We start from the raw sequence: 19,121 nt of genomic DNA on the forward strand, positions 1-19,121 counted from the left end.
CCTTCCAATTAATCAAATTTCAACTTAACAGAGGTTTTGCCTGTTTTGGCATAACCCTTCGCTGATTTGGTTCTGGCTAATTGACCACTCAGTGAACCTGAAGACTTGGCAAATTTCTTCTTTTGTTGCTTTTTTGGCCGTCCCTTTTTACGTATTTGATCATCCATATATTCGTATTAAATCTCACTCGCAAGCTTATAAATATCTCCAGCGCCCATCACCAAAACAACATCTTCATCCTGAATTATGGACTTGACCTTTACTCTCGCCTCCATTAAATCTTCAGCATATTCAATTTGCTTCTTTGGATCATTTTGCTTAATTTTTTCAACCAAGTCCTTGGAGCTAATACTCTGTCCTTCTTCACGACCCGCGACATCATAAATTTCCGGAACAATAACAACATCAGCCAGATCAAAACTTTTCACAAAATCATCAAACAACTTTTTAGTTCGATCTCTTTGATGCGGTTGGAAGACTACAACAACCCTTCGGCCAGGTAAAAATTCACGAACAGCCTTGATTGTTTCCTGAATAGCGGTTGGGTGGTGAGCGTAGTCTGAGATTACTGTATACTTTTCATTCTTTATAACCTCGAACCTACGCCATATCCCCTTGAACTCACTAAGTGCTTGCTTAACTTTTCCAATTGGAACATCCAGAGACAACGCGTAAGCAATCGCGGCTAAGGCATTATAAATATTATAATCACCAGGAACATTTAACTCAAAATCACCGATATCCTGACTATAATAAACCACATTGAAGACTTGTTTTCCTGGTAACTTGCGAACATTATCAGCCCACACGTCTGCGCCACCGATTAATCCATATCTAATCAGCTTACATTTTGGTAAAATAAGATCTCGAATATTAACATCATCATTATTATAAATTAATACATCATCCTGATCACGCAGACCGCTAATGTATTGCTGAAATGTTTGTTTAATATGATTTATATCTTTGTAAAAATCTAAATGATCTTCTTCAATATTATTCAAAATAATTGTTTGCGGTTTCAAAAGCAACATGTGAGCTCGGTATTCACAAGCCTCCATAATTAATAGCTCCGATTGTCCGCAACGAAAATTCTTATCTAACTTATCAAAACATGACCCTAAAATTACACTAGGATCTTTTTGTGCGTCAATCAGCACTCCGGCCAGCATCGCAGTAGTTGTTGATTTACCATGTGTGCCAGAAACTGCCACAGTTTTATTTTCACGGCTAAGCTCACCCAAAACTTCGAAATAACTTTTTTGAGTAATACCCTGTTCTTTTGCTTTAATTCTTTCAGGATTATCATTGGGGACGGCGGATGAATACACAAACAAATCACAAGCATACGTAACATTCTCCGCTTTTTGCTCATAATAAATTTTGATGCCCAGCTTTTCCAATGCTTCAGTTATTTCAGACTTTTCTACATCCGAACCAACAACTTCTACTCCATGACAATTAAAATACCGCGCCACAGCTGAAACGCCAATACCGCCTATTCCTGAAATGTAAACTTTTTTTATATTATCTGAATTCATACTAATTGATTTGTTTTGTATTTTCTTTGAACCAGGACAGTGACACGTAATTTATGTCAGTTTTGCTATCTACGTTATGAGCAACACACAAGTCTCCAGATGAATCTATAAGAAAACCAGTAACTATCCAAGTGTCAACTTGAACAGCATCTTCGTATTGATATTTTTCACCAATCACAATACCATCAAATTCATTCTTTGCCAAGTAGTACTCTTTACTATTTTCATAAAACGGAACATCCGATTCTTTTAATACAGCACCAGGAGAAGTTATTAATACAGACCCATTCTGTCCTGGAAATTTTATAGCGATCTCGTCACTCTCTAATCTAAGAATAGTGCACCGAATCCACTTTGTAGCATTCCTATAATAAACAATATCTTCAACTGTAATTTCTTCGTCAAACTTAAGATCTTCTATTTTCACCACCTTTGTCTCAATAAACTCAACAATCTCCTCTTTCTTGGCGATGTAATCGCGCATAACTTGAAGTGCTTCATTGTCACCGGCCTCAGCTTTCTCTTTCAGTTCAGCAAATCCAAGACCACCTGAGATTTCTTCCAACTCTGACATTAATTTATCAAAATGCACTTGCTGAACTTCGGTGAAGTTAGCTTTGAGGGATTTCTCGGTTAGTTGTTCTATGCTTTTCATATTTGATATTTTTTAGTAGGTATTGGTTATTGGGTATTAGAAATTTTACTCGTTACTGTTCTCGTCCCGCATAGCGGGATCCCGTTTGCGGGAGATTTAACATACTTAGTATTGCTTCTCTGCGTAGCGGAGTCCGCTATGCGGACGTGATTCATAGACTATTCTACTTTTTTAAATCTATTATTAAAAGATTGTACATCTTCATTAAAAATATCATTATTTACCTTTATTTCAAAATCAAATACCCACAAAACATGAGCTATTCCAGATTGAATAGTAAAACCAACAATTTTTACCGGCCGAGCCCTGTCTGACTTCTCTATAAAATTATCACCAATCGAGTGTTCGTATAAATCTCTACTAGCTAACAACTTTGCTTCTCCAAATTGAAGAGTTTTAACGCTACGACTTGATTCCTTTAGCACAAAGCCTATGGGAGTTGTATGTTTTCCTATTGTCTCAGATAAAAACTCAACATTATTCCCATCAATGCTTTCAACTGTACCCTTTTCAAATGTTTTACGTCCATAGGATGGAAACATGTAAACAATATCACCAATTTTTATTTTTATTTTCTTTGTTTCAATAAACTCAACAATCTCCTCTTTCTTGGCGATATAATCGCGCATAACTTGAAGTGCTTCTTTGTCACCGGCTTCAGCTTTCTCTTTCAGTTCAGCAAATCCAAGCCCACCTGAGATTTCTTCCAACTCAGACATTAATTTATCAAAATGCGCTTGCTGAACTTCGGTGAAGTTAGCTTTGAGTGAATTTTCAGTTAGTTGTTCTATGCTTTTCATGAGGATTAACTATTGGTTATTGTGTATTGGTTATTGGGTATTGGGTATTGGGTATTTTATTCGTTATTGTTCTCGTCCCGCATAGCGGGATCCCGTTTGCGGGAGATTTAACATACTTAGTATTGCTTCTCCGCGTAGCGGAGTCCGCTGTGCGGACAAATTTCATAATTATTCATTGTCTTTTTCTAATACTTCAAAATATTCTGCAACCTTGTCAGTGTTTACCATAATCATCTTTGCAAATGGAAGGCCTTGACCAACGTTAAACATAATTTTTACCAATATTTCAAAACCACTCTTTTGTATTTGATCTCCTCGCGGAACTGCAAATCTTTCTATTTCAACATCTTTCACGTCAATGGCCTCAATATGCCAAGGTAACTCTGGGCAGAACTCTTTAGCCATCGATTGATCAAGAAACTTTAATTTTTGCCCGACCCACAATCCATAATATTTATTTCTTTCAAACACCTCTACAAAACCTACATTTTCTACATTTATCTCATTTCCTGAAGTTTTAAAAAGCTGATCTTTGTTAACAGGGAGACTAAATCCTTCTTTCTCACCTTCCAATTTAATATGAATTATATCAACGACGTCTGAATCTTTCCGAATGATTTCACATTTTTGCCAGACACTGTCCCTATAAATCTGGGCCTGGTCACCAGGGTGTAATTCAACTTCTTCAAATTTTCCACCCGGAAATTCCTTCTTCTCAATAAACTCAACTATCTGCTCTTTCTTGGCGATGTAATCACGCATTACTTGTAGTGCTTCTCGATCACCGTCCTCAGCTTTTTCTTTCAGTTCAGCAAAACCAAGTCCACCTGAAACTTGTTCTAACTCAGACATTAATTTATCAAAACGCGCTTGCTGAACTTCGTCGAAGTTAGCTTTCAAAGATTTTGATTGTAGTTCAGAGTCGAAATTCATAATAAATTATTTTTTTATAGCTTTTTTCAGTTTCTCAATATCATAAGAGCAAGCAAAACTCAGTGATCCTCCAGTAACAGTATTGAAATCAAAATGAACGAGAGCTAAAAGCTTATCTGGCAGACTACTATTAAAAAAAACTCTTAAAATTTTTGCGGTTTTAAGTTCATGCTTCTCAAAATCCTTCCTTACACCCTTATCCAAAACGCCCTGAATATCAAAATCATTAGGATCTATCTGGTATTTTTGAAGTAATTTTAATCCGAAAATCGACTTCACATCAAAATTATAAACAATATCGCCAACTGACATTTCTTCAGTTTTTTGAACTTTTATCAAGTCTTTTTTTAAAATCCACGGCTCCGCTACCCCGTTAACCCCTGTTCTTATTTTAATCAAATTACCGTTAGCTTCAATATCAATAACTGGACAAATCTTACCATGATGACCAGCCCCTGGTTTCCAAAACATAACTTTGTCAAGCACTTCAATATCACATTCCCATGTTATTGGCACCTCCTTATTTTCAATAAACTCAACAACCTCCTCTTTCTTGACGATATAATTGCGCATAACTTGCAAGGCATCTTTATCACCGCCCTCAGCTTTCTCTTTCAGTTCAGCAAAACCAAGTCCACCTGAAACTTGTTCTAACTCAGACATTAGTTTATCAAAATGTCGCTGTTGGCGTTCATCAAAGTTTGCTTTGAGAGATTTCTCTTGTAATTGTTCTAGAGTTTTCATATTTTAAGTATTCCCACAACCTGAAACTGGGGGAAATGTATTTTGTAGTTGTTACATGTTACATGATTTATGATACATGATTTCCACTTATTTTTCAACAAAAAAATCCTTACTTTGAGTAAGGACTGTGTATTATTTCTCTAAATTACTTAAATCAGTTTTTAATCGCAGAATTTCTGCGCTCATTGCATCACGTAGCTTTTCAATTACCTTGAGAATGGTTTGATAAACCATATCTTCATCTTGATTACACTTTTTCCTAGCAATCGCCTTGTTCTTCACAGAAGCTGCTTTTATGTGAACCATACCGTAAAAAACATCACAGTATTGCACAAAAAATGTCATATCGTTGAGTGCATTTTTCAGAACGGCTTTCTTTTCCTCAACTGATAACTCCTTCTTACAGACTGGTGCCCAGTCAATATCTGGATACAAGGCCTCCACTGCCCGTTCATTAACTTTGGTTGCCTGTTCAAAATATCGATACAATAAAGTCATCCCAGCGTTAATCTCGTCATTGGAAGGACTTCTGTTTATACCGATCAGTAACGGATTTTCTTTTGTCGGCTTTTTGATCTGAGCCTGTGCTTCTGGTACAGCTACAAACAAAACTGAAATTGCCAAAAACATAAACGCCAGTATTACCAACACAAAGTAGAAAAACGAGAATGAAACTGGCGAGTAATCAACATCCATGGCTCGGGCAACTCGCGAACTGCGTCGCATTTCAAAACGCTTGTAGTAACTCATGACTCAACCTCATATTTGAATGAACTAAGGTCTTAATTTAGCATAGGCTTATATCTTTGTCAACTGAAACAAGGACCAAAAAAGACCTCAAAATAGAAGTCCTGAATATTTTTTTATTTTAACTTCGCAACCGTCACTATATTTAAACCTCGTAACCACGAGCTCTTCTTTCCTGGCCGATCCGGATCATTCTTCGCGCTGTAATAGTTTTTGGTCACTGTAAATCCGTTTTTCTGAAGTAATCTTTTAATTCTTCCTTTTGTAAATGCGTAATAATAGAGTGGAACGTCGACGCCTGTGGTTTTCCAATGAGTTGTAACTCCACGCTCACCAAAAAGAATCATGGCCAGCGAAACATTTTTCCAGATTGATTTTAAATTATCTCGATTCCAAAGATTCCAGTTTACCATCAACAGTTTTCCACCCGGTTTCAACAATCTTTTCACATTTTCTATGACAGACTGTTGATTATCCTTTGGAAAATGGTTCAAAGAAGAAACCATGAAGATAACGTCAAATTTCTTAATACCCAATTCACAATCCCCAATATCCAATACATCACAAACTTCAAATTTCTGATCAGGATATGATTTTTGTGCCTGTTTAATCAACCCTTCACTATTATCAATACCTAAATAACTTATACTTTCACCTTTTACCTGTAAACTTTCCACTAGCCGCCCATTTCCACAACCCAAATCAAGAATGTTATCGCCATCCTTGATATTTTTTGCCAAAAAGGAAATATCACCCCAAACATAACCACGAGTGCTAGAAAATAATTCCGCAATCTTATTGTAACTTTGCTTATTTTGTTCGATTAGATCCATATTGAATAAATATCAAATTTAAGCTATTATAGTAATGTTACTAAATTCTTAATTCATACTTCATAATTCACAATAGTGTATGTCAAAATCAAAAAAACTTCAAGTACTATGCATCGTTCTAATTATGACAGCTTTGCCAATTTTAGCAAGCGCAGCTGGCTTTCATTCAGGAAAAATTTATTTACAAGTAGAATCTAATGGCGAAGCCTGGTACATTAATCCAACCAGCAACAACCGCTACTATTTAGGTCGACCTGATGATGCCTTTGCAATTATGCGTGGACTTGGCCTAGGAATCACCAATGAAAATCTAAAACAAATCCCAATTGGCCTAATCAATATTTCTGGTAATGACAATGATCTTGATGGCCTGGGCAATGATTTGGAAACTGCCATTGGAACAGATTACAACAATCCAGATACCGATGGTGATGACTTTTTAGACAAATCGGAAGTCGAAAGTTGGAATAATCCAAATGGTGAAGGGGCACTACCTGTAAACAATGCTTTGATTAATAACCTAAAAGGACGCATTCTACTTCAAGTTGAAAACAACGGCGAAGCCTGGTACCTAAACCCAAACGACAACAAGCGTTACTTTCTTGGACGACCGCAAAGTGCCTTTGAAATAATGCGGCAACTAGGAATTGGCATTACCAATGCTAACCTAAACCAAATTCCATCCAGCTACGTCAAAGCTGAAAAAGAAATTTCAGAACATTATAGTATTGATTATCCGAACAGTTGGAATTTCTCACAAAACTTGCAACACTCAGACGCAGTTTATAACAAAATGACAATTGTTCACGATTCTTTATTTGAATTTTCTACCGGTGCCGGTTATTTGGAAATCCTAACCCTAGAGTCCGGAAAAGATTACACTCTGGGCGATTTCAACGTTTCCGCCAAGACAGGCGCTGAAAAAATTTACAATGAAGATTTCGTACTTGAAGTAAAGCCAGTAAAAAAACAAAAATTTAAATATCAAACACTTGTAGAATACAAAACCGAAACATTTGATAAGGGTGCAAAGCTGTATGCCGATATAATGATCAACACACACAAGTTCATTCATATGCATATGGCAATCTTTAACGAGACTGACGTTAAACTTTACGAAGATTATTTTAATGATATTATAAAAGACTTAAAGTTAGTTTATTAAGAAAAAATAAGGCTACACAAGGCTATACGAGGCAACAAGGCTCAACTGTGTAATGTATGAACAAAGCAAACAGTAAAAATTTAGGTGGTCATACTAAGATGGTTGTTTGGCAAAGCATCGAACAACTTGATGACATCGTGCAGGACATTTTAATGTGTATCCCTAAAAACAAATACAAAATATATAACCAACTAGAAAGCTCAAACGATTCTGTCGCCTCAAACTTTGTTGAGGGATACTATTCCGGTTATCTCGGTGAATATATTAAATTTCTAAAATACAGTAGACGTTCAGGTGCTGAAGTCTATACTCGTGGAAGAAGAGTTTATAAACACAAATATTTTGGAGACAATCTATATAAAAAGTTTGAAGAACGCTGCGTAAAAACCATGTATTTAATTGACAGAACAAGACAATCTCTCGAAAAGAAACGTAATCAATTATAACTTTTGTTGCCCTCCTATTTCTCTGTCCCCCGTTCCCTTTTCTAGCCCTGTTTAGCCCTGTTGTCCTATGAATATTCACAAACAACTAGTTTTGAAACTAGCTGGCTTGAAGGTAAAAAATTCTAATCGCCTAAACAAAGTCAAACGCCAGTTTGCCAACAAACACAAGATCGGCATGATAAGCAATGCCGAACTTTTGTATTTATATCGACAAATGCTCAAGAAAAAAGCGCTACCTCACAATGAAGACCTAGAAAAATTATTACAAAAAAGAAAAATCCGCACATTGTCAGGTGTAGCCCCTGTTGCAGTTTTGACAAAACCATACCCCTGCCCAGGAAAATGTGCCTACTGTCCAGACGAAAAATTAATGCCCAAAAGCTACCTATCAAATGAACCGGCAGTTATGAGGGCAATTTTAACTAAGTTTGATCCGTTTACCCAAGTAAATGTACGAATTCGCGCACTAACTGACAATGGCCACCTGACCGATAAAATTGAATTAATCATTATGGGTGGCACCTGGTCATACTTTCCTAAACAATATCAAAGTTGGTTTATAAAAAGATGTTTTGATGCTTGTAATGGAAAAACTGCCAAGAATATAGAACAAGCTCACAAGTGGAACGAAAACGCCAAACATCGTATTGTTGCTCTAACTATAGAAACAAGACCTGATTATGTTTCCCAAAAAGAAATTGCCTACTGGCGAAAACTTGGAGCAACCAAAGTAGAACTTGGTGTACAATCGCTTAATGATAAAGTTTTGCATTTAAATAAAAGAGGTCACTATATCAAGGAAGTAGCTGAAGCTACAAAATTATTCAAAATGGCTGGTTTCAAAGTGGCCTACCACATGATGCCGAATTTGCCAGGCTCAACCACTGCTAAGGATTTAAAAGATTTTAAAACTCTTTTCGGAGACGAAGGATTTCAGCCGGACTTGATTAAAATTTACCCAACGGTTGTAACAAAGAACTCCCTACTTTTTCGTTGGTGGAAACAAGGCAAATACAAACCTTATTCAGCAAAAAAATTATTCGATTTACTTATCAAAATAAAGTTGTTAGTACCAGCCTATGTAAGAATCATCCGTTTAATTAGAGACATTCCACTTGAAAGCATTGAAGCTGGCAATCCTATTTCCAACCTAAGACAAGATCTACAAAAGGAGTTACATAAGCAAGGTAAATTCTGTAAATGTATTCGTTGTCGCGAAGCGCGTGAAGATTTACAAGGATTAGACAAAGCAAAGCTATCCAAAATTCACTACCAGGCACCTGATGCTGATGAATATTTTTATCAACTAACAAATTATAATAAAAAGAAGTTATTTGCATTCCTTCGTTTAAGATTACCACACAAAGACGAGCAAAACTTTATTCCAGAACTTCAAGATTGTGCTATGATTCGCGAAATTCACACTTACGGTCGTTTAACTCCCTTAGAAAAAGAAAAAAAGAAAAAGAACATTCAACATTCAGGACTTGGAACAAAACTAACACTGGAAGCTGAAGAGTTTGCTAAGAAAAAAGGCTTCGCTAAAATGGCCGTGATTTCTGGCGTAGGCGTACGCGGTTTTTACAAAAAACTTGGCTATAAGCAAGTTGGGACATATATGATTAAAGATTTAAGTTGTAAGACTAAAACAAAGAAATAAAAACACCGAAACCCTTTCCTGAATTTAATCCACTCAAAATAAAGTACCTTCAATTAATATACATTAACCTCGACTAGTCTTGGCAAAAACACCAATTTAGTATAAAATAAACTTACTTAAATATCACAACTTTAACCTAAAATCTAACATGAAAGTATACTCAGGCTCAAAATATCCTAAACATAAAAGTTACTACAAAAAACCCTTTCTAAAAACAAGAGGCTTTTATTTTTTATTAATAGTAATTATCGCCGTAAGTAGTTTTATATACTTTTCTATCAAAAACACTTCCCCGGAAGATATTAACGACCAAAAATTTTCTGATCAAAATAATTTGCCTATCAACTCCGCAAAAGTACTGCTTGCTGACGGCAGCCTCGAAATCAAAGCCCCAAATGAAAACTGGCAAGCCATAGGTCCAGATTTTCAAATTGAAAGCCAAAGCTATATCAAAACCGGCTCAGACTCAAAAGCGATCATTGAATTACCTGATAAAAGCTTAATTCGCATGAAGGCCGACACTCAAATCAAACTTGAAGAAATCGGGATGGCCGATATTATTATTGAGCAACTAAACGGAACCGCCTTTCATCGAGTTAATGATAGTTCCACTGCAATCTACCGCGTCAAAAACGGTTCATCTGAGCTGACTGCCCTCGGAACAGCCTTTAATGTTTTTACAACTAGTCAATTAACTAAAGTCACTGTAACGGAAAGCAGAGTCAAGGCTAAAATATATGACAAAGATGAAAATATTATTAACATGAGAACAATTGATAGTGGCACCACGGCAACAATTAATCCTGATTTAGCTTTAGAAAAAATGATAGAAACTGAAGATGTTTCCAGCAATGACCTGATTGACGACAATTGGTACGCCTGGAACCTGGAACAAGACCAAAATTATAAATTTTTTACTGGCATCTTTGAACAAACTATAAAATTAGTTATAACGAAACCTGAAAAAGCGGAAATGACCGTTGATAATGAGAAAATCACCATCGCTGGTGAAACAGAGCCTGGCGCTGACATCTTTATGTCTGGAAAAGAACTGGATAACAACGATGGGCACTTTGAAACTGAATATTTATTAGGTTCAGGTGAAAACGAAATTGAAATTGTTGTCCAAAAAGGCAAAAACAAAAACAAGAGATTACTTTTAATAACCTCTACGAAAGAAAAATCTATTCTAACATTATCTGGCAAAACTGAAGATAACGCAGTTACTTTATCCTGGGAATCTGAGAACCTTGATGACTTCACAGATTTCATTGTCCTAAAAGGTGGGACCGAAGATCCAACATATCCAGATGCACCATATCATTCAGTCAAATCAACTCTTTTTTCAGACACTTGGTCAAACTTAAGTGATGGTCACTATTTCTTCCGTATTTGTACCTTAAACAGTGAAAATGAGTGCTCTAATTATACAGATAATTATGAAACTTCTGTTGGTGAAAACAATGTTACCGAGGGGTCAATTGCTTTAGTTGCCACAAAAGAAGACGAAAATATAACGCTAAGTTGGAATTTAAGTAATGACTTGAACCCAACAGATGGGTTTAAAACCATTATCTCTCAAACTGAAGATCCTGTTTATCCAGGTAATTCCTATCATTCATTAAATAGTAATGAACGTAATGACACTTGGAAAAAACTTACTCCTGCAACATATTATTTTCGAGTTTGCCTACTCAAAGACAATGTCTGTATTTTGTACAGCAATAATGTAGCTATTGAACTCGAAGAATTACAACAAACTGGTAAATTAACTTTAATTGGTGCACAAAATGGAAATAAAATCGACCTAGCCTGGGAAAACTCAGACACTCCAGTTACCAAAGGATTTAAAGTAATCATGGGTGAAAGTCCTGGAATCACTTTTCCAAGCAAAGACCACCATCTAATAACTTCCAATACCGCAACTAATGACTCCTGGGCAAACCTAGAAACAGGAAAAACTTACTACTTTCGTATTTGTCAAAACTTAGGTAGTAGTTGTGGCGTTTATAGTAATGAAGTAAAAATCAATTTTTAAAAATAACCAATTGACCAATTAACCAAACTCTAAACAAATACGAATATTCAAAATACAAATTATTTTAAATTTAAAGCTTTTGAGTTTTGAATTTTAATTAGGATTTGATAAATTGATTAATTGATAATTAACTTAGTATGCTTACTCACCTATCAAAACAAGATCCTCAAATTGCTGAGGCCATAGAAAAAGAGCTCAAACGACAACAAGAAGTAATTGAGCTCATTCCTTCAGAAAATTTTGTTTCAGTATCAGTTCTTGAAGCGCTGGGTAGTGTCCTGACTAACAAATATTCAGAAGGTTATCCAGGTAATCGTTATTATGGTGGAACCGAAAACGTAGATATTACCGAACAACTGGCGATTGACCGAGCGAAACAACTATTTCAAGCTGAGCATGCTAATGTTCAACCATTATCTGGTGCGCCAGCTAATATTGCAGCTTATTTTGCTTTGCTTAAACCAGGCGACACAATTTTGGGGATGGACCTATCACATGGTGGTCATTTAACCCATGGACATCCAGTTACTTCCATGTCAAAAATATTCAATTTCATAAGATACAAAACTGACAAAGAAACCGGATTGATTGATTATGATAATTTACTAGAGATGGCCAAAGAACATCAGCCTAAATTAATTTTAGTTGGCTACTCAGCATATTCCAGAGAGATTGATTACCAAAAAGTTCAACAAATCGCTGATGAAGTTGGAGCCTTAACCATGGCTGACATTGCGCACATAGCGGGCTTAATTGCAGCTGGGGTAATGAACAATCCTGTACCAATCTTTGATATTGTTACAACTACAACTCACAAAACTTTAAGAGGCCCTCGCGGAGGCATGATCCTATGCAAAGAAAAATGGGCCGGAAAAGTTGACAAGGCCGTTTTCCCTGGATTGCAAGGTGGCCCACATGAACATAATATTGCAGGAAAAGCCGTTGCTTTTGGTGAAGCTCTAAAACCTGAGTTTAAAGTTTACGCAGCTCAAATCCTAAAGAATGCCAAAGCTCTAGAAAACAAACTAAAGGAACATGATTACAAAATAATGTTTGGTACAACCGAAAATCATTTATTATTAATTGATGTTTCAAACAAAAACTTATCTGGCAAACAGGCTCAAGAACTATTGGATTCAGTTGGCATCACTTGTAATAAAAACATGATCCCCGATGACCCAAGAAGCCCGATGGATCCATCTGGCATCAGGCTAGGAACCCCAGCCATGACCTCTCGTGGCTTTACTGAACAAGACTTTGAATTAGTTGGTGAACTCATTGCCAAAACTTTAGCTAACCCAGAGGATCAGCAGGTTCATTCTGAAGTTAAACAACAGATTCAGCAGTTGACCACGAAATACCCGCTCTATCCAGAATTAAATAACTAATTATATACTAATACTAACAAAAAGTATTAATCATATGATCAAATTATATTCAAATCAACTATGATAGAAAAAATAATAGATGGTAATGATCTAAGCGAAAAATTTATCCAAAAAATTAAAAAGCAAGTTCGAGAAATGGAAGAAAAACCAAGCTTGGCTGCTATTTTAGTTGGAGATGATCCAAGCTCAAACTTATATGTTAAATTAAAAAAACGAGCTTGTGACGAATGCGAAATTGACTTTCATGGTTATACCATCGAAAAAGATTTCTCCGAAGAAGAACTCATCAAAACCATCCACTTTTTAAATTCTGATCCCAGTACTGACGGGATTTTAGTTCAATTACCTTTACCCCCCCAATATAATACTGACAAAGTTATTGCTGAACTTGATTTCCGGAAGGACATTGACGGTTTTCATCCGACTAACCGAGAAAACATGCAGAAATGTGTCTACAAATTAATGCCTCCGCTACCCGGAGCAATTATCGAAATGATCAAATCTACTGGTGAAGTTATTGAGAATAAACAAATTTGTGTTCTTTGCAACACCCCAATGTTTGCTGATCCATTTAAATGTGTTTGGCAAGCCAAAAATACAATTGAAGTAATAACGACTAAAGATAATTGGTCTGAAGCCACAAAAAAAGCGGACATATTAATAGTCGCTGTAGGAAATCCTAATTTAATTACTAAAGACTCAATAAAACAAGATGCTATCATTATTGATGTGGGAATAAACAAAGTTGGCAAACAAATTATAGGTGATGTAGATCTTGATGATGTAATTGAAAAAGTAAAATATATTTCTCCAGTTCCTCGTGGCGTAGGTCCCATGACCATTGCCATGTTGCTAAAAAACCTTGTTGAACTGAAAACTTTTTAAAAAAATTTAGGGCCTGCTCCTTAGAGTCAGGCCCAATATTATAACAAGTATTAAACGAACTAGCCCGGTGGCTCTTCAGTCTGCTGCAGAGTCTGCATGCGAACGGCCTCCTTCAAGCTTAACAATTTACAGGGAGGGTTAAACCGCCCGAATCGAATCACTATTGTTCGATCCTGACTACCTCGACGTTTACGCGATTTTACGCGAAAAGTCTCGATTTTCCAGGTTTTCCAGCCAAGCTGTTCAGTTAACTGCTCGATGTGTACGTTCACGAGACAAATCCAGGTGGTCGACTTACAAAGTTTCAACATTTCAATTTAATTGCGACCTTTCAAAAAACGTACACTATGAGCTCACATCAGCAATCGCCAGTCATTCGTGGTCCCTCCGTTTTTTATTATCAAATTAGCTCTAAAGAACGTCGGACATTTTTCCCCCTCCGAACTGGGTGCCACGAGCTAGAGGAATCTCTGCTCGCCAACTACGCATGGTGGCATCACCCCCACCTCGGGCTTCACGCTGAATAACTCAAAGGCTCTCAGCATGAACGTAACTGCATTATAGCATATACTTAACAACTTGTCAATAGCCAGATTAACTGCAAGCTAATTTTACACAAAATACTTATCCAGAGTCTATTCACTTGTGCTTATTACAATACTCTAATAAGATGTAGATAGATAATGATCAATTGACCAATTTGCCAAATCCTAAACAATGTCAAAACTCAAAATGATAAAATACGAATTTCACTTTTGAATTTGTATTTCTATATTCCTCAACCGACCAACAATTCAACAGTAATTTAGATTTTGATCAATTGATTAATTATAATTTTCAATAAATATGTCCGATCAATTACCTAGCAAAATCCCACCACAAAACCTAGAAGCTGAGCAATCTTTGCTAGGCTCTCTTTTGTTAGATAAACATGCATTAGACAAAATTGCGGACATTATAGACCCTGATGATTTTTACAAAGAGGCCCACCGCTACATTTATGAAGGCATGGTAGATATATACTCAAGACAAGAACCAATTGACTTGTTAACCATAACTAACCTTTTAGAAGAACGAAATCATTTAAAAAAAGTTGGGGGGCGCAGTTATCTGGCGAACCTAGCTAATATTGTGCCTACGGCCAGTCATGTTATACAATACGCTCACATTATCAAGAAAAAAGCTACTTTGCGACGATTACAACGTGTGGCAACTGAAATTGTGGGCTTATCCAGCAATGAAGATGAGGACATTGATAAATTACTAGACCTATCCGAACAAAAACTGTTTACTGTCTCACAACGTTTTTTGAAACAAAGTTTTACTCCAATTAGCAACATTCTGGGCGACACTTTTGACAGGATTGATGATATGCACAAAAACTCTGGTCAAATGCGTGGCTTGGCCAGTGGATTTACTGAACTAGATACTCTTCTAGCAGGATTCCAAAAATCAGACTTAATTGTTTTAGCGGCCCGGCCATCTGTAGGAAAAACTTCCATAGCATTAGACATGGTTCGAGAAATTGGTATTCGAGGAAAGGTACCAGTTGGTATTTTCAGCTTGGAAATGTCCAAGGAGCAAGTGGTTGACCGCCTGCTCTGCGCTGAATCAAACGTTGATTTATGGAAACTAAGAACCGGTCGCCTATCTGACCGTGAAGATGATGATGATTTTCCTAGATTGGGTCATGCCATGGGATTATTATCTGAATCTCCAATTTTCATTGATGATTCAGCCACCTTAAATGTAATGGAGATCCGAACCAAAGCACGACGATTAAAATCTGAACATAATTTAGGAATGATAGTAATTGATTATCTTCAGTTGATGGAAGCGCGCGCCAACTCTGAAAGTCGCGTACAGGCTGTAGCAGAAATCACTCGCGCACTTAAAGGAATTGCTCGTGAATTAGATATTCCGGTGTTAGCATTATCTCAGTTATCCCGTGCGGTAGAAATGAACAAGCCAGCGATTCCAAAATTAGCGAACTTGCGTGAATCTGGTTCAATTGAGCAGGATGCTGATGTTGTACTCTTCATTTACCGTAAAGCTTCAGATAGAAATTACCGAGATGAAGAATTGACGGCGCAGGAAAAACATATTGCTGAAGTTCACATTGCCAAACATAGAAACGGGCCTACTGGCCTAGTAAAACTCTTTTTTGACGGACCTAAGGCCAGTTTTCGTAACCTTGATAAACGATTTTCACAACATGAATCCAGCTTTGATGAATAATTTATTATAAAGTATTATTTTTATGTTCGACAAACTAAAAATGCTAAAACAAGCAAAAGACTTACAATCCAAAATGGCCAGCATGAACTTTGATCATGAAGAAAACGGAATTAAGCTTTCAGTGAATGGCAAACAAGAAGTAATTTCTCTTGAAATTACTAATGATGAATTACTCGAAGATAAAGAAAAATTAGAAAGACTCTTGAAACAAACTGTAAATAATGCAATCCAAAATTCTCAACGCCAGGCAGCCATGAGCATGCAAGGTGAACTCGGTGGACTGTTTTAATTTTACCAGAAATGAGGCCTGCACAGTGTACAGGCCCTACCCACCTCGTTTTATGCGTTATCCTGAAACTATCAACAACCTAATCGAATCCTTTTCTCGCCTACCGGGAATTGGACGCAAAACTGCTGAGCGGTTTGTTTTTTATTTACTAAAGAGACCTGGTGCTGAAATTGAAAAATTTGCCAAAAACCTGTATGAACTGCAAAAACACAACTTTACTTGTCCAGATTGTTTTAATTTTTCCGAAAACCAAGGATTATGTTCAATTTGTTCTGATTCAACCAGAAACCAAAATACAATTTGTGTAATTGAAGAATTCCATGATCTAAATGTTATTGAAGCTACAGGTGAATATAAGGGACTATATCACGTACTTGGTGGCAAAATAGACCCCCCTGAAGGCATCACTCCGGACAAACTAAAAATAAAGGAGTTATTGAGGAGAATACAACAAAACAATATTCAAGAAATTATTCTAGCCTTGAATCCAGACATTCAGGGTGAAGGAACTATTATTTACTTAAAAAACATTCTTAAACCTCTAAACATAAAATTAACTCTACTCGCACGAGGACTTCCAATGGGATCTGACATTGAATATGCGGATGAAATTACATTGAGTAATGCTCTGAAAGGGCGACAAGAATTAAAATAAACAGTTTATAATCAACACTTTCAGCTTAGCATTCCACGGGGTCTGGGGCGGAGTTCGCCCTCGCACTTCCCACGAACAAAAATTGTCCCCACGCGAATTCGAAGCTCCAGCGTTTTTTGGTTACTTTTTGACGCCAAAAAGTAACTCACCGAAGGACAACTCCTGGCATGATTATTAAAAATAAAAAACAGGCCTTATGGCCTGTTTTTATATTGTAAATTAAACTTTGTTGATCTTAACTTTTGTAAAATGTTGCCTGTGTCCAGCTTTTCGTCTATACCTTGTCTTTCTTTTATATTTTACAACTATCACTTTTTTATCACGAGCTTGTTCTAATATTTCAGCTTCAACCTTGGCATCCTTAAGAAAAGGTTTACCAATTTCTAGCTTTGAACCTTTGTCGTCTGATTTTAGTAAAACTTGGTCAAACTCAATTTTATCACCAACTTCACCTGGTAATTTCTCAAATTTCATTAATTGTCCTTTGGTAACTTTGTACTGCTTACCACCAGTTTTTATCACTGCTAAACTCATATTATTGAAGAAAACAAACGGGAATGTTCTCTTGTAATTTTAGATGTTAACTAACCATAGGATACACTATTTTATTTCTCCAGTCAATAGACGATCGCGCCTTTTTTTCTTTGTATAAACATAGGCTAAAATTAGCATAAATACCACCACAACCAAAACAACTGCTGCCATAAAACTTAAACCTTTATCCTGAAAGGAATATGCAATTAGACCAAAAAGTATAGCAATTAAATACAAAAAATACACAGCCTGTTTAACACTTAGCCCGGCATCCAACAAACGATGATGCAGATGCTTACGGTCAGCAGAAAATAATGGCTTATTTTCCATTCTCCGACGAATCAAAGTCCAAATGAAGTCCAGTACTGGAATTGAAAGTAACATTAAAGTTATTCCAACTTTACTACCACTAATTATAGACAAACTACCTAATAAAAAACCGGCCATCGTACTACCACCCTCACCTAAAAATATATTAGCAGGATTAAAATTAAATACCAAAAATCCAGCAAACACCCCGGCTATTATCACCGCCAGGAGAGCAACATCATATTGAATAATATCGCCCTTATTTAATGCGGTCAAAAATATAAAAACTGAAGCGATTATTGCTATACCAGAAACTAAACCATCAAGACCATCCAAAAGTTTAGTTGTATACATCATAGCGATTAGCCAAGCAAAGGTAAACAAGTCCGCAAATAAAGTTACTTTGTACGGAAATCCTTCATACCAAAATAAATTAAAACTGTATTTATTCAATTCAAAAAGTCCTTCACCAATCGGATTGGAAATAAATTCAATGCCAATACCGCAAATAATTACACTTAAAATTGCGAATACCGGCCAAATGATTTGCCATTTTGGTTTCAGATCAAACTTATCATCAAGAATACCACCGACTGCCAAAAATAAACTACCAATGAATATACCCAAAAGGTTTTTCAAAATTATAGTATCACCAATTAAATCCTTGGTGATGATTGAATAAATAAGTATTACTAAATTTATACTTAAAAAAATAGCCAATCCACCGAATAGCGGGGTTGGTTTTTTGTGAATCTTTCTTTGACCATCTGGCCTATCAATTGCCTTGGACCTTTTAGCAATCCAAATAACAACTGGTGTCAAAATCAGACAAGCAAAAAAAGAAAGCATTAGAGCGAAAATGTAATCGTAGCTGTTCATAAGTAAAACTAGCAAGAAGAGCAAGACAAGTAAAACAAGTAAAACAAGTAAAACTAACAAGACAGTAACTTGTCTCGTTGGTCTCGCTTGTCTAGCTAGTCTTGCTAGTTCAATTCTACACTATTTTACTATTTATTTCAACCTTAAACTTGACAATTTTCAAAAACTATAATATACTACTACATTGCACTAAAAACAAGGAGGTGTGCAATGTGGTTCTTGATTGTTTTCCTACTTTCAATTAGTCCTCGGTTGATCATGTTCATCCTGTTCGTGGCAACGGACTACTTGGGCAGTGCCTTTGACAGTGTCTTTTGGCCAATCGTAGGTTTTCTTTTCATGCCCTGGACCACACTGTGGTGCGCTTACGTATGGAACAATG

Annotated in this window: 20 protein-coding genes; 9 read left to right on the plus strand and 11 right to left on the minus strand. The window is 36.3% G+C overall.

The window, feature by feature from the left end; genetic code table 11:
• Positions 1-8: 8 nt before the first annotated feature.
• From HN643_03940 to HN643_03975, 8 genes are all read right to left on the minus strand, one after another.
• Positions 9-167, minus strand: a complete 159-nt coding sequence (locus tag HN643_03940) for a hypothetical protein (GenBank protein ID MBT7500791.1) — start codon at positions 165-167, stop codon at positions 9-11.
• A 9-nt stretch (positions 168-176) separates the two neighbouring features.
• The gene (gene murC / locus HN643_03945) at positions 177-1,541 is read right to left on the minus strand and encodes a UDP-N-acetylmuramate--L-alanine ligase (GenBank protein ID MBT7500792.1); all 1,365 of its coding nucleotides are present in this window, start codon (positions 1,539-1,541) and stop codon (positions 177-179) included.
• Position 1,542: 1 nt separating this feature from the next.
• Positions 1,543-2,196, minus strand: a complete 654-nt coding sequence (locus HN643_03950) for a hypothetical protein (GenBank protein ID MBT7500793.1) — start codon at positions 2,194-2,196, stop codon at positions 1,543-1,545.
• Between the two features lie 158 nt (positions 2,197-2,354).
• The gene (locus HN643_03955) at positions 2,355-2,996 is read right to left on the minus strand and encodes a hypothetical protein (GenBank protein MBT7500794.1); all 642 of its coding nucleotides are present in this window, start codon (positions 2,994-2,996) and stop codon (positions 2,355-2,357) included.
• Between the two features lie 168 nt (positions 2,997-3,164).
• Complete coding sequence (locus tag HN643_03960) at positions 3,165-3,929, minus strand: hypothetical protein (GenBank protein ID MBT7500795.1); 765 nt, start codon at positions 3,927-3,929, stop codon at positions 3,165-3,167.
• Positions 3,930-3,935: 6 nt separating this feature from the next.
• Complete coding sequence (locus tag HN643_03965; GenBank protein ID MBT7500796.1) at positions 3,936-4,673, minus strand: hypothetical protein; 738 nt, start codon at positions 4,671-4,673, stop codon at positions 3,936-3,938.
• 132 nt (positions 4,674-4,805) lie between these two features.
• On the minus strand, positions 4,806-5,423 hold the full coding sequence (locus tag HN643_03970) for a hypothetical protein (GenBank protein MBT7500797.1): 618 nt from the start codon (positions 5,421-5,423) through the stop codon (positions 4,806-4,808).
• Positions 5,424-5,536: 113 nt separating this feature from the next.
• Complete coding sequence (locus HN643_03975) at positions 5,537-6,253, minus strand: class I SAM-dependent methyltransferase (GenBank protein MBT7500798.1); 717 nt, start codon at positions 6,251-6,253, stop codon at positions 5,537-5,539.
• Between the two features lie 79 nt (positions 6,254-6,332).
• Between HN643_03975 and HN643_03980 the strand changes: the two genes are divergently transcribed.
• The 6 genes from HN643_03980 to HN643_04005 all read left to right on the plus strand — a co-directional run bounded on the left by HN643_03980 (position 6,333) and on the right by HN643_04005 (position 13,835).
• Positions 6,333-7,418, plus strand: a complete 1,086-nt coding sequence (locus tag HN643_03980; GenBank protein ID MBT7500799.1) for a hypothetical protein — start codon at positions 6,333-6,335, stop codon at positions 7,416-7,418.
• A 56-nt stretch (positions 7,419-7,474) separates the two neighbouring features.
• Entirely contained in the window at positions 7,475-7,864 is a 390-nt protein-coding gene (locus HN643_03985) for a four helix bundle protein (protein MBT7500800.1), read from the plus strand.
• A gap of 67 nt (positions 7,865-7,931) precedes the next feature.
• Entirely contained in the window at positions 7,932-9,524 is a 1,593-nt protein-coding gene (locus tag HN643_03990) for a tRNA uridine(34) 5-carboxymethylaminomethyl modification radical SAM/GNAT enzyme Elp3 (GenBank protein MBT7500801.1), read from the plus strand.
• 148 nt (positions 9,525-9,672) lie between these two features.
• Complete coding sequence (locus tag HN643_03995) at positions 9,673-11,562, plus strand: FecR domain-containing protein (protein ID MBT7500802.1); 1,890 nt, start codon at positions 9,673-9,675, stop codon at positions 11,560-11,562.
• Between the two features lie 137 nt (positions 11,563-11,699).
• Complete coding sequence (locus HN643_04000) at positions 11,700-12,950, plus strand: serine hydroxymethyltransferase (GenBank protein ID MBT7500803.1); 1,251 nt, start codon at positions 11,700-11,702, stop codon at positions 12,948-12,950.
• A gap of 60 nt (positions 12,951-13,010) precedes the next feature.
• Complete coding sequence (locus tag HN643_04005; GenBank protein ID MBT7500804.1) at positions 13,011-13,835, plus strand: bifunctional methylenetetrahydrofolate dehydrogenase/methenyltetrahydrofolate cyclohydrolase; 825 nt, start codon at positions 13,011-13,013, stop codon at positions 13,833-13,835.
• Positions 13,836-13,894: 59 nt separating this feature from the next.
• On the opposite strand, the gene HN643_04010 is transcribed toward HN643_04005, so the two are convergent.
• Complete coding sequence (locus HN643_04010; GenBank protein ID MBT7500805.1) at positions 13,895-14,107, minus strand: hypothetical protein; 213 nt, start codon at positions 14,105-14,107, stop codon at positions 13,895-13,897.
• Between the two features lie 574 nt (positions 14,108-14,681).
• Between HN643_04010 and dnaB the strand changes: the two genes are divergently transcribed.
• From dnaB to recR, 3 genes are read left to right on the plus strand one after another with little or no spacing between them, the layout of a single operon-like run.
• The gene (gene dnaB, locus HN643_04015) at positions 14,682-16,073 is read left to right on the plus strand and encodes a replicative DNA helicase (GenBank protein MBT7500806.1); all 1,392 of its coding nucleotides are present in this window, start codon (positions 14,682-14,684) and stop codon (positions 16,071-16,073) included.
• 22 nt (positions 16,074-16,095) lie between these two features.
• Positions 16,096-16,362 (plus strand): YbaB/EbfC family nucleoid-associated protein, encoded by a 267-nt coding sequence (locus HN643_04020; GenBank protein MBT7500807.1) that lies wholly within the window; start codon positions 16,096-16,098, stop codon positions 16,360-16,362.
• A 52-nt stretch (positions 16,363-16,414) separates the two neighbouring features.
• Entirely contained in the window at positions 16,415-17,017 is a 603-nt protein-coding gene (gene recR, locus HN643_04025; GenBank protein MBT7500808.1) for a recombination protein RecR, read from the plus strand.
• 219 nt (positions 17,018-17,236) lie between these two features.
• On the opposite strand, the gene rplU is transcribed toward recR, so the two are convergent.
• Positions 17,237-17,551 carry a 50S ribosomal protein L21 gene (gene rplU / locus HN643_04030; protein MBT7500809.1) on the minus strand — a complete coding sequence of 105 codons (315 nt, stop codon included), beginning with the start codon at positions 17,549-17,551 and terminating at the stop codon, positions 17,237-17,239.
• Positions 17,552-17,617: 66 nt separating this feature from the next.
• Entirely contained in the window at positions 17,618-18,739 is a 1,122-nt protein-coding gene (locus HN643_04035) for an undecaprenyl/decaprenyl-phosphate alpha-N-acetylglucosaminyl 1-phosphate transferase (protein MBT7500810.1), read from the minus strand.
• Positions 18,740-19,121 lie beyond the last annotated feature (382 nt).

The organism is Candidatus Falkowbacteria bacterium, assembly GCA_018674305.1.
Classification (GTDB): Bacteria; Patescibacteriota; Patescibacteriia; order UBA11705; family JABHMO01; genus JABMRF01.

Bases quoted from the DNA above. Each gene is read 5' to 3' on its own strand.
- HN643_03960 (MBT7500795.1), bottom strand. From the start codon at position 3,929: ATGAATTTCGACTCTGAACTACAATCAAAATCTTTGAAAGCTAACTTC.
- rplU (MBT7500809.1), bottom strand. From the start codon at position 17,551: ATGAGTTTAGCAGTGATAAAAACTGGTGGTAAGCAGTACAAAGTTACC.
- HN643_03975 (MBT7500798.1), bottom strand. From the start codon at position 6,253: ATGGATCTAATCGAACAAAATAAGCAAAGTTACAATAAGATTGCGGAA.
- HN643_03940 (MBT7500791.1), bottom strand. From the start codon at position 167: ATGGATGATCAAATACGTAAAAAGGGACGGCCAAAAAAGCAACAAAAG.
- recR (MBT7500808.1), top strand. From the start codon at position 16,415: ATGCGTTATCCTGAAACTATCAACAACCTAATCGAATCCTTTTCTCGC.
- HN643_03950 (MBT7500793.1), bottom strand. From the start codon at position 2,196: ATGAAAAGCATAGAACAACTAACCGAGAAATCCCTCAAAGCTAACTTC.
- HN643_03985 (MBT7500800.1), top strand. From the start codon at position 7,475: ATGAACAAAGCAAACAGTAAAAATTTAGGTGGTCATACTAAGATGGTT.
- HN643_04020 (MBT7500807.1), top strand. From the start codon at position 16,096: ATGTTCGACAAACTAAAAATGCTAAAACAAGCAAAAGACTTACAATCC.
- HN643_04005 (MBT7500804.1), top strand. From the start codon at position 13,011: ATGATAGAAAAAATAATAGATGGTAATGATCTAAGCGAAAAATTTATC.
- HN643_03995 (MBT7500802.1), top strand. From the start codon at position 9,673: ATGAAAGTATACTCAGGCTCAAAATATCCTAAACATAAAAGTTACTAC.
- HN643_04000 (MBT7500803.1), top strand. From the start codon at position 11,700: ATGCTTACTCACCTATCAAAACAAGATCCTCAAATTGCTGAGGCCATA.
- dnaB (MBT7500806.1), top strand. From the start codon at position 14,682: ATGTCCGATCAATTACCTAGCAAAATCCCACCACAAAACCTAGAAGCT.
- murC (MBT7500792.1), bottom strand. From the start codon at position 1,541: ATGAATTCAGATAATATAAAAAAAGTTTACATTTCAGGAATAGGCGGT.
- HN643_03955 (MBT7500794.1), bottom strand. From the start codon at position 2,996: ATGAAAAGCATAGAACAACTAACTGAAAATTCACTCAAAGCTAACTTC.
- HN643_03965 (MBT7500796.1), bottom strand. From the start codon at position 4,673: ATGAAAACTCTAGAACAATTACAAGAGAAATCTCTCAAAGCAAACTTT.
- HN643_03980 (MBT7500799.1), top strand. From the start codon at position 6,333: ATGTCAAAATCAAAAAAACTTCAAGTACTATGCATCGTTCTAATTATG.
- HN643_03990 (MBT7500801.1), top strand. From the start codon at position 7,932: ATGAATATTCACAAACAACTAGTTTTGAAACTAGCTGGCTTGAAGGTA.
- HN643_04035 (MBT7500810.1), bottom strand. From the start codon at position 18,739: ATGAACAGCTACGATTACATTTTCGCTCTAATGCTTTCTTTTTTTGCT.
- HN643_03970 (MBT7500797.1), bottom strand. From the start codon at position 5,423: ATGAGTTACTACAAGCGTTTTGAAATGCGACGCAGTTCGCGAGTTGCC.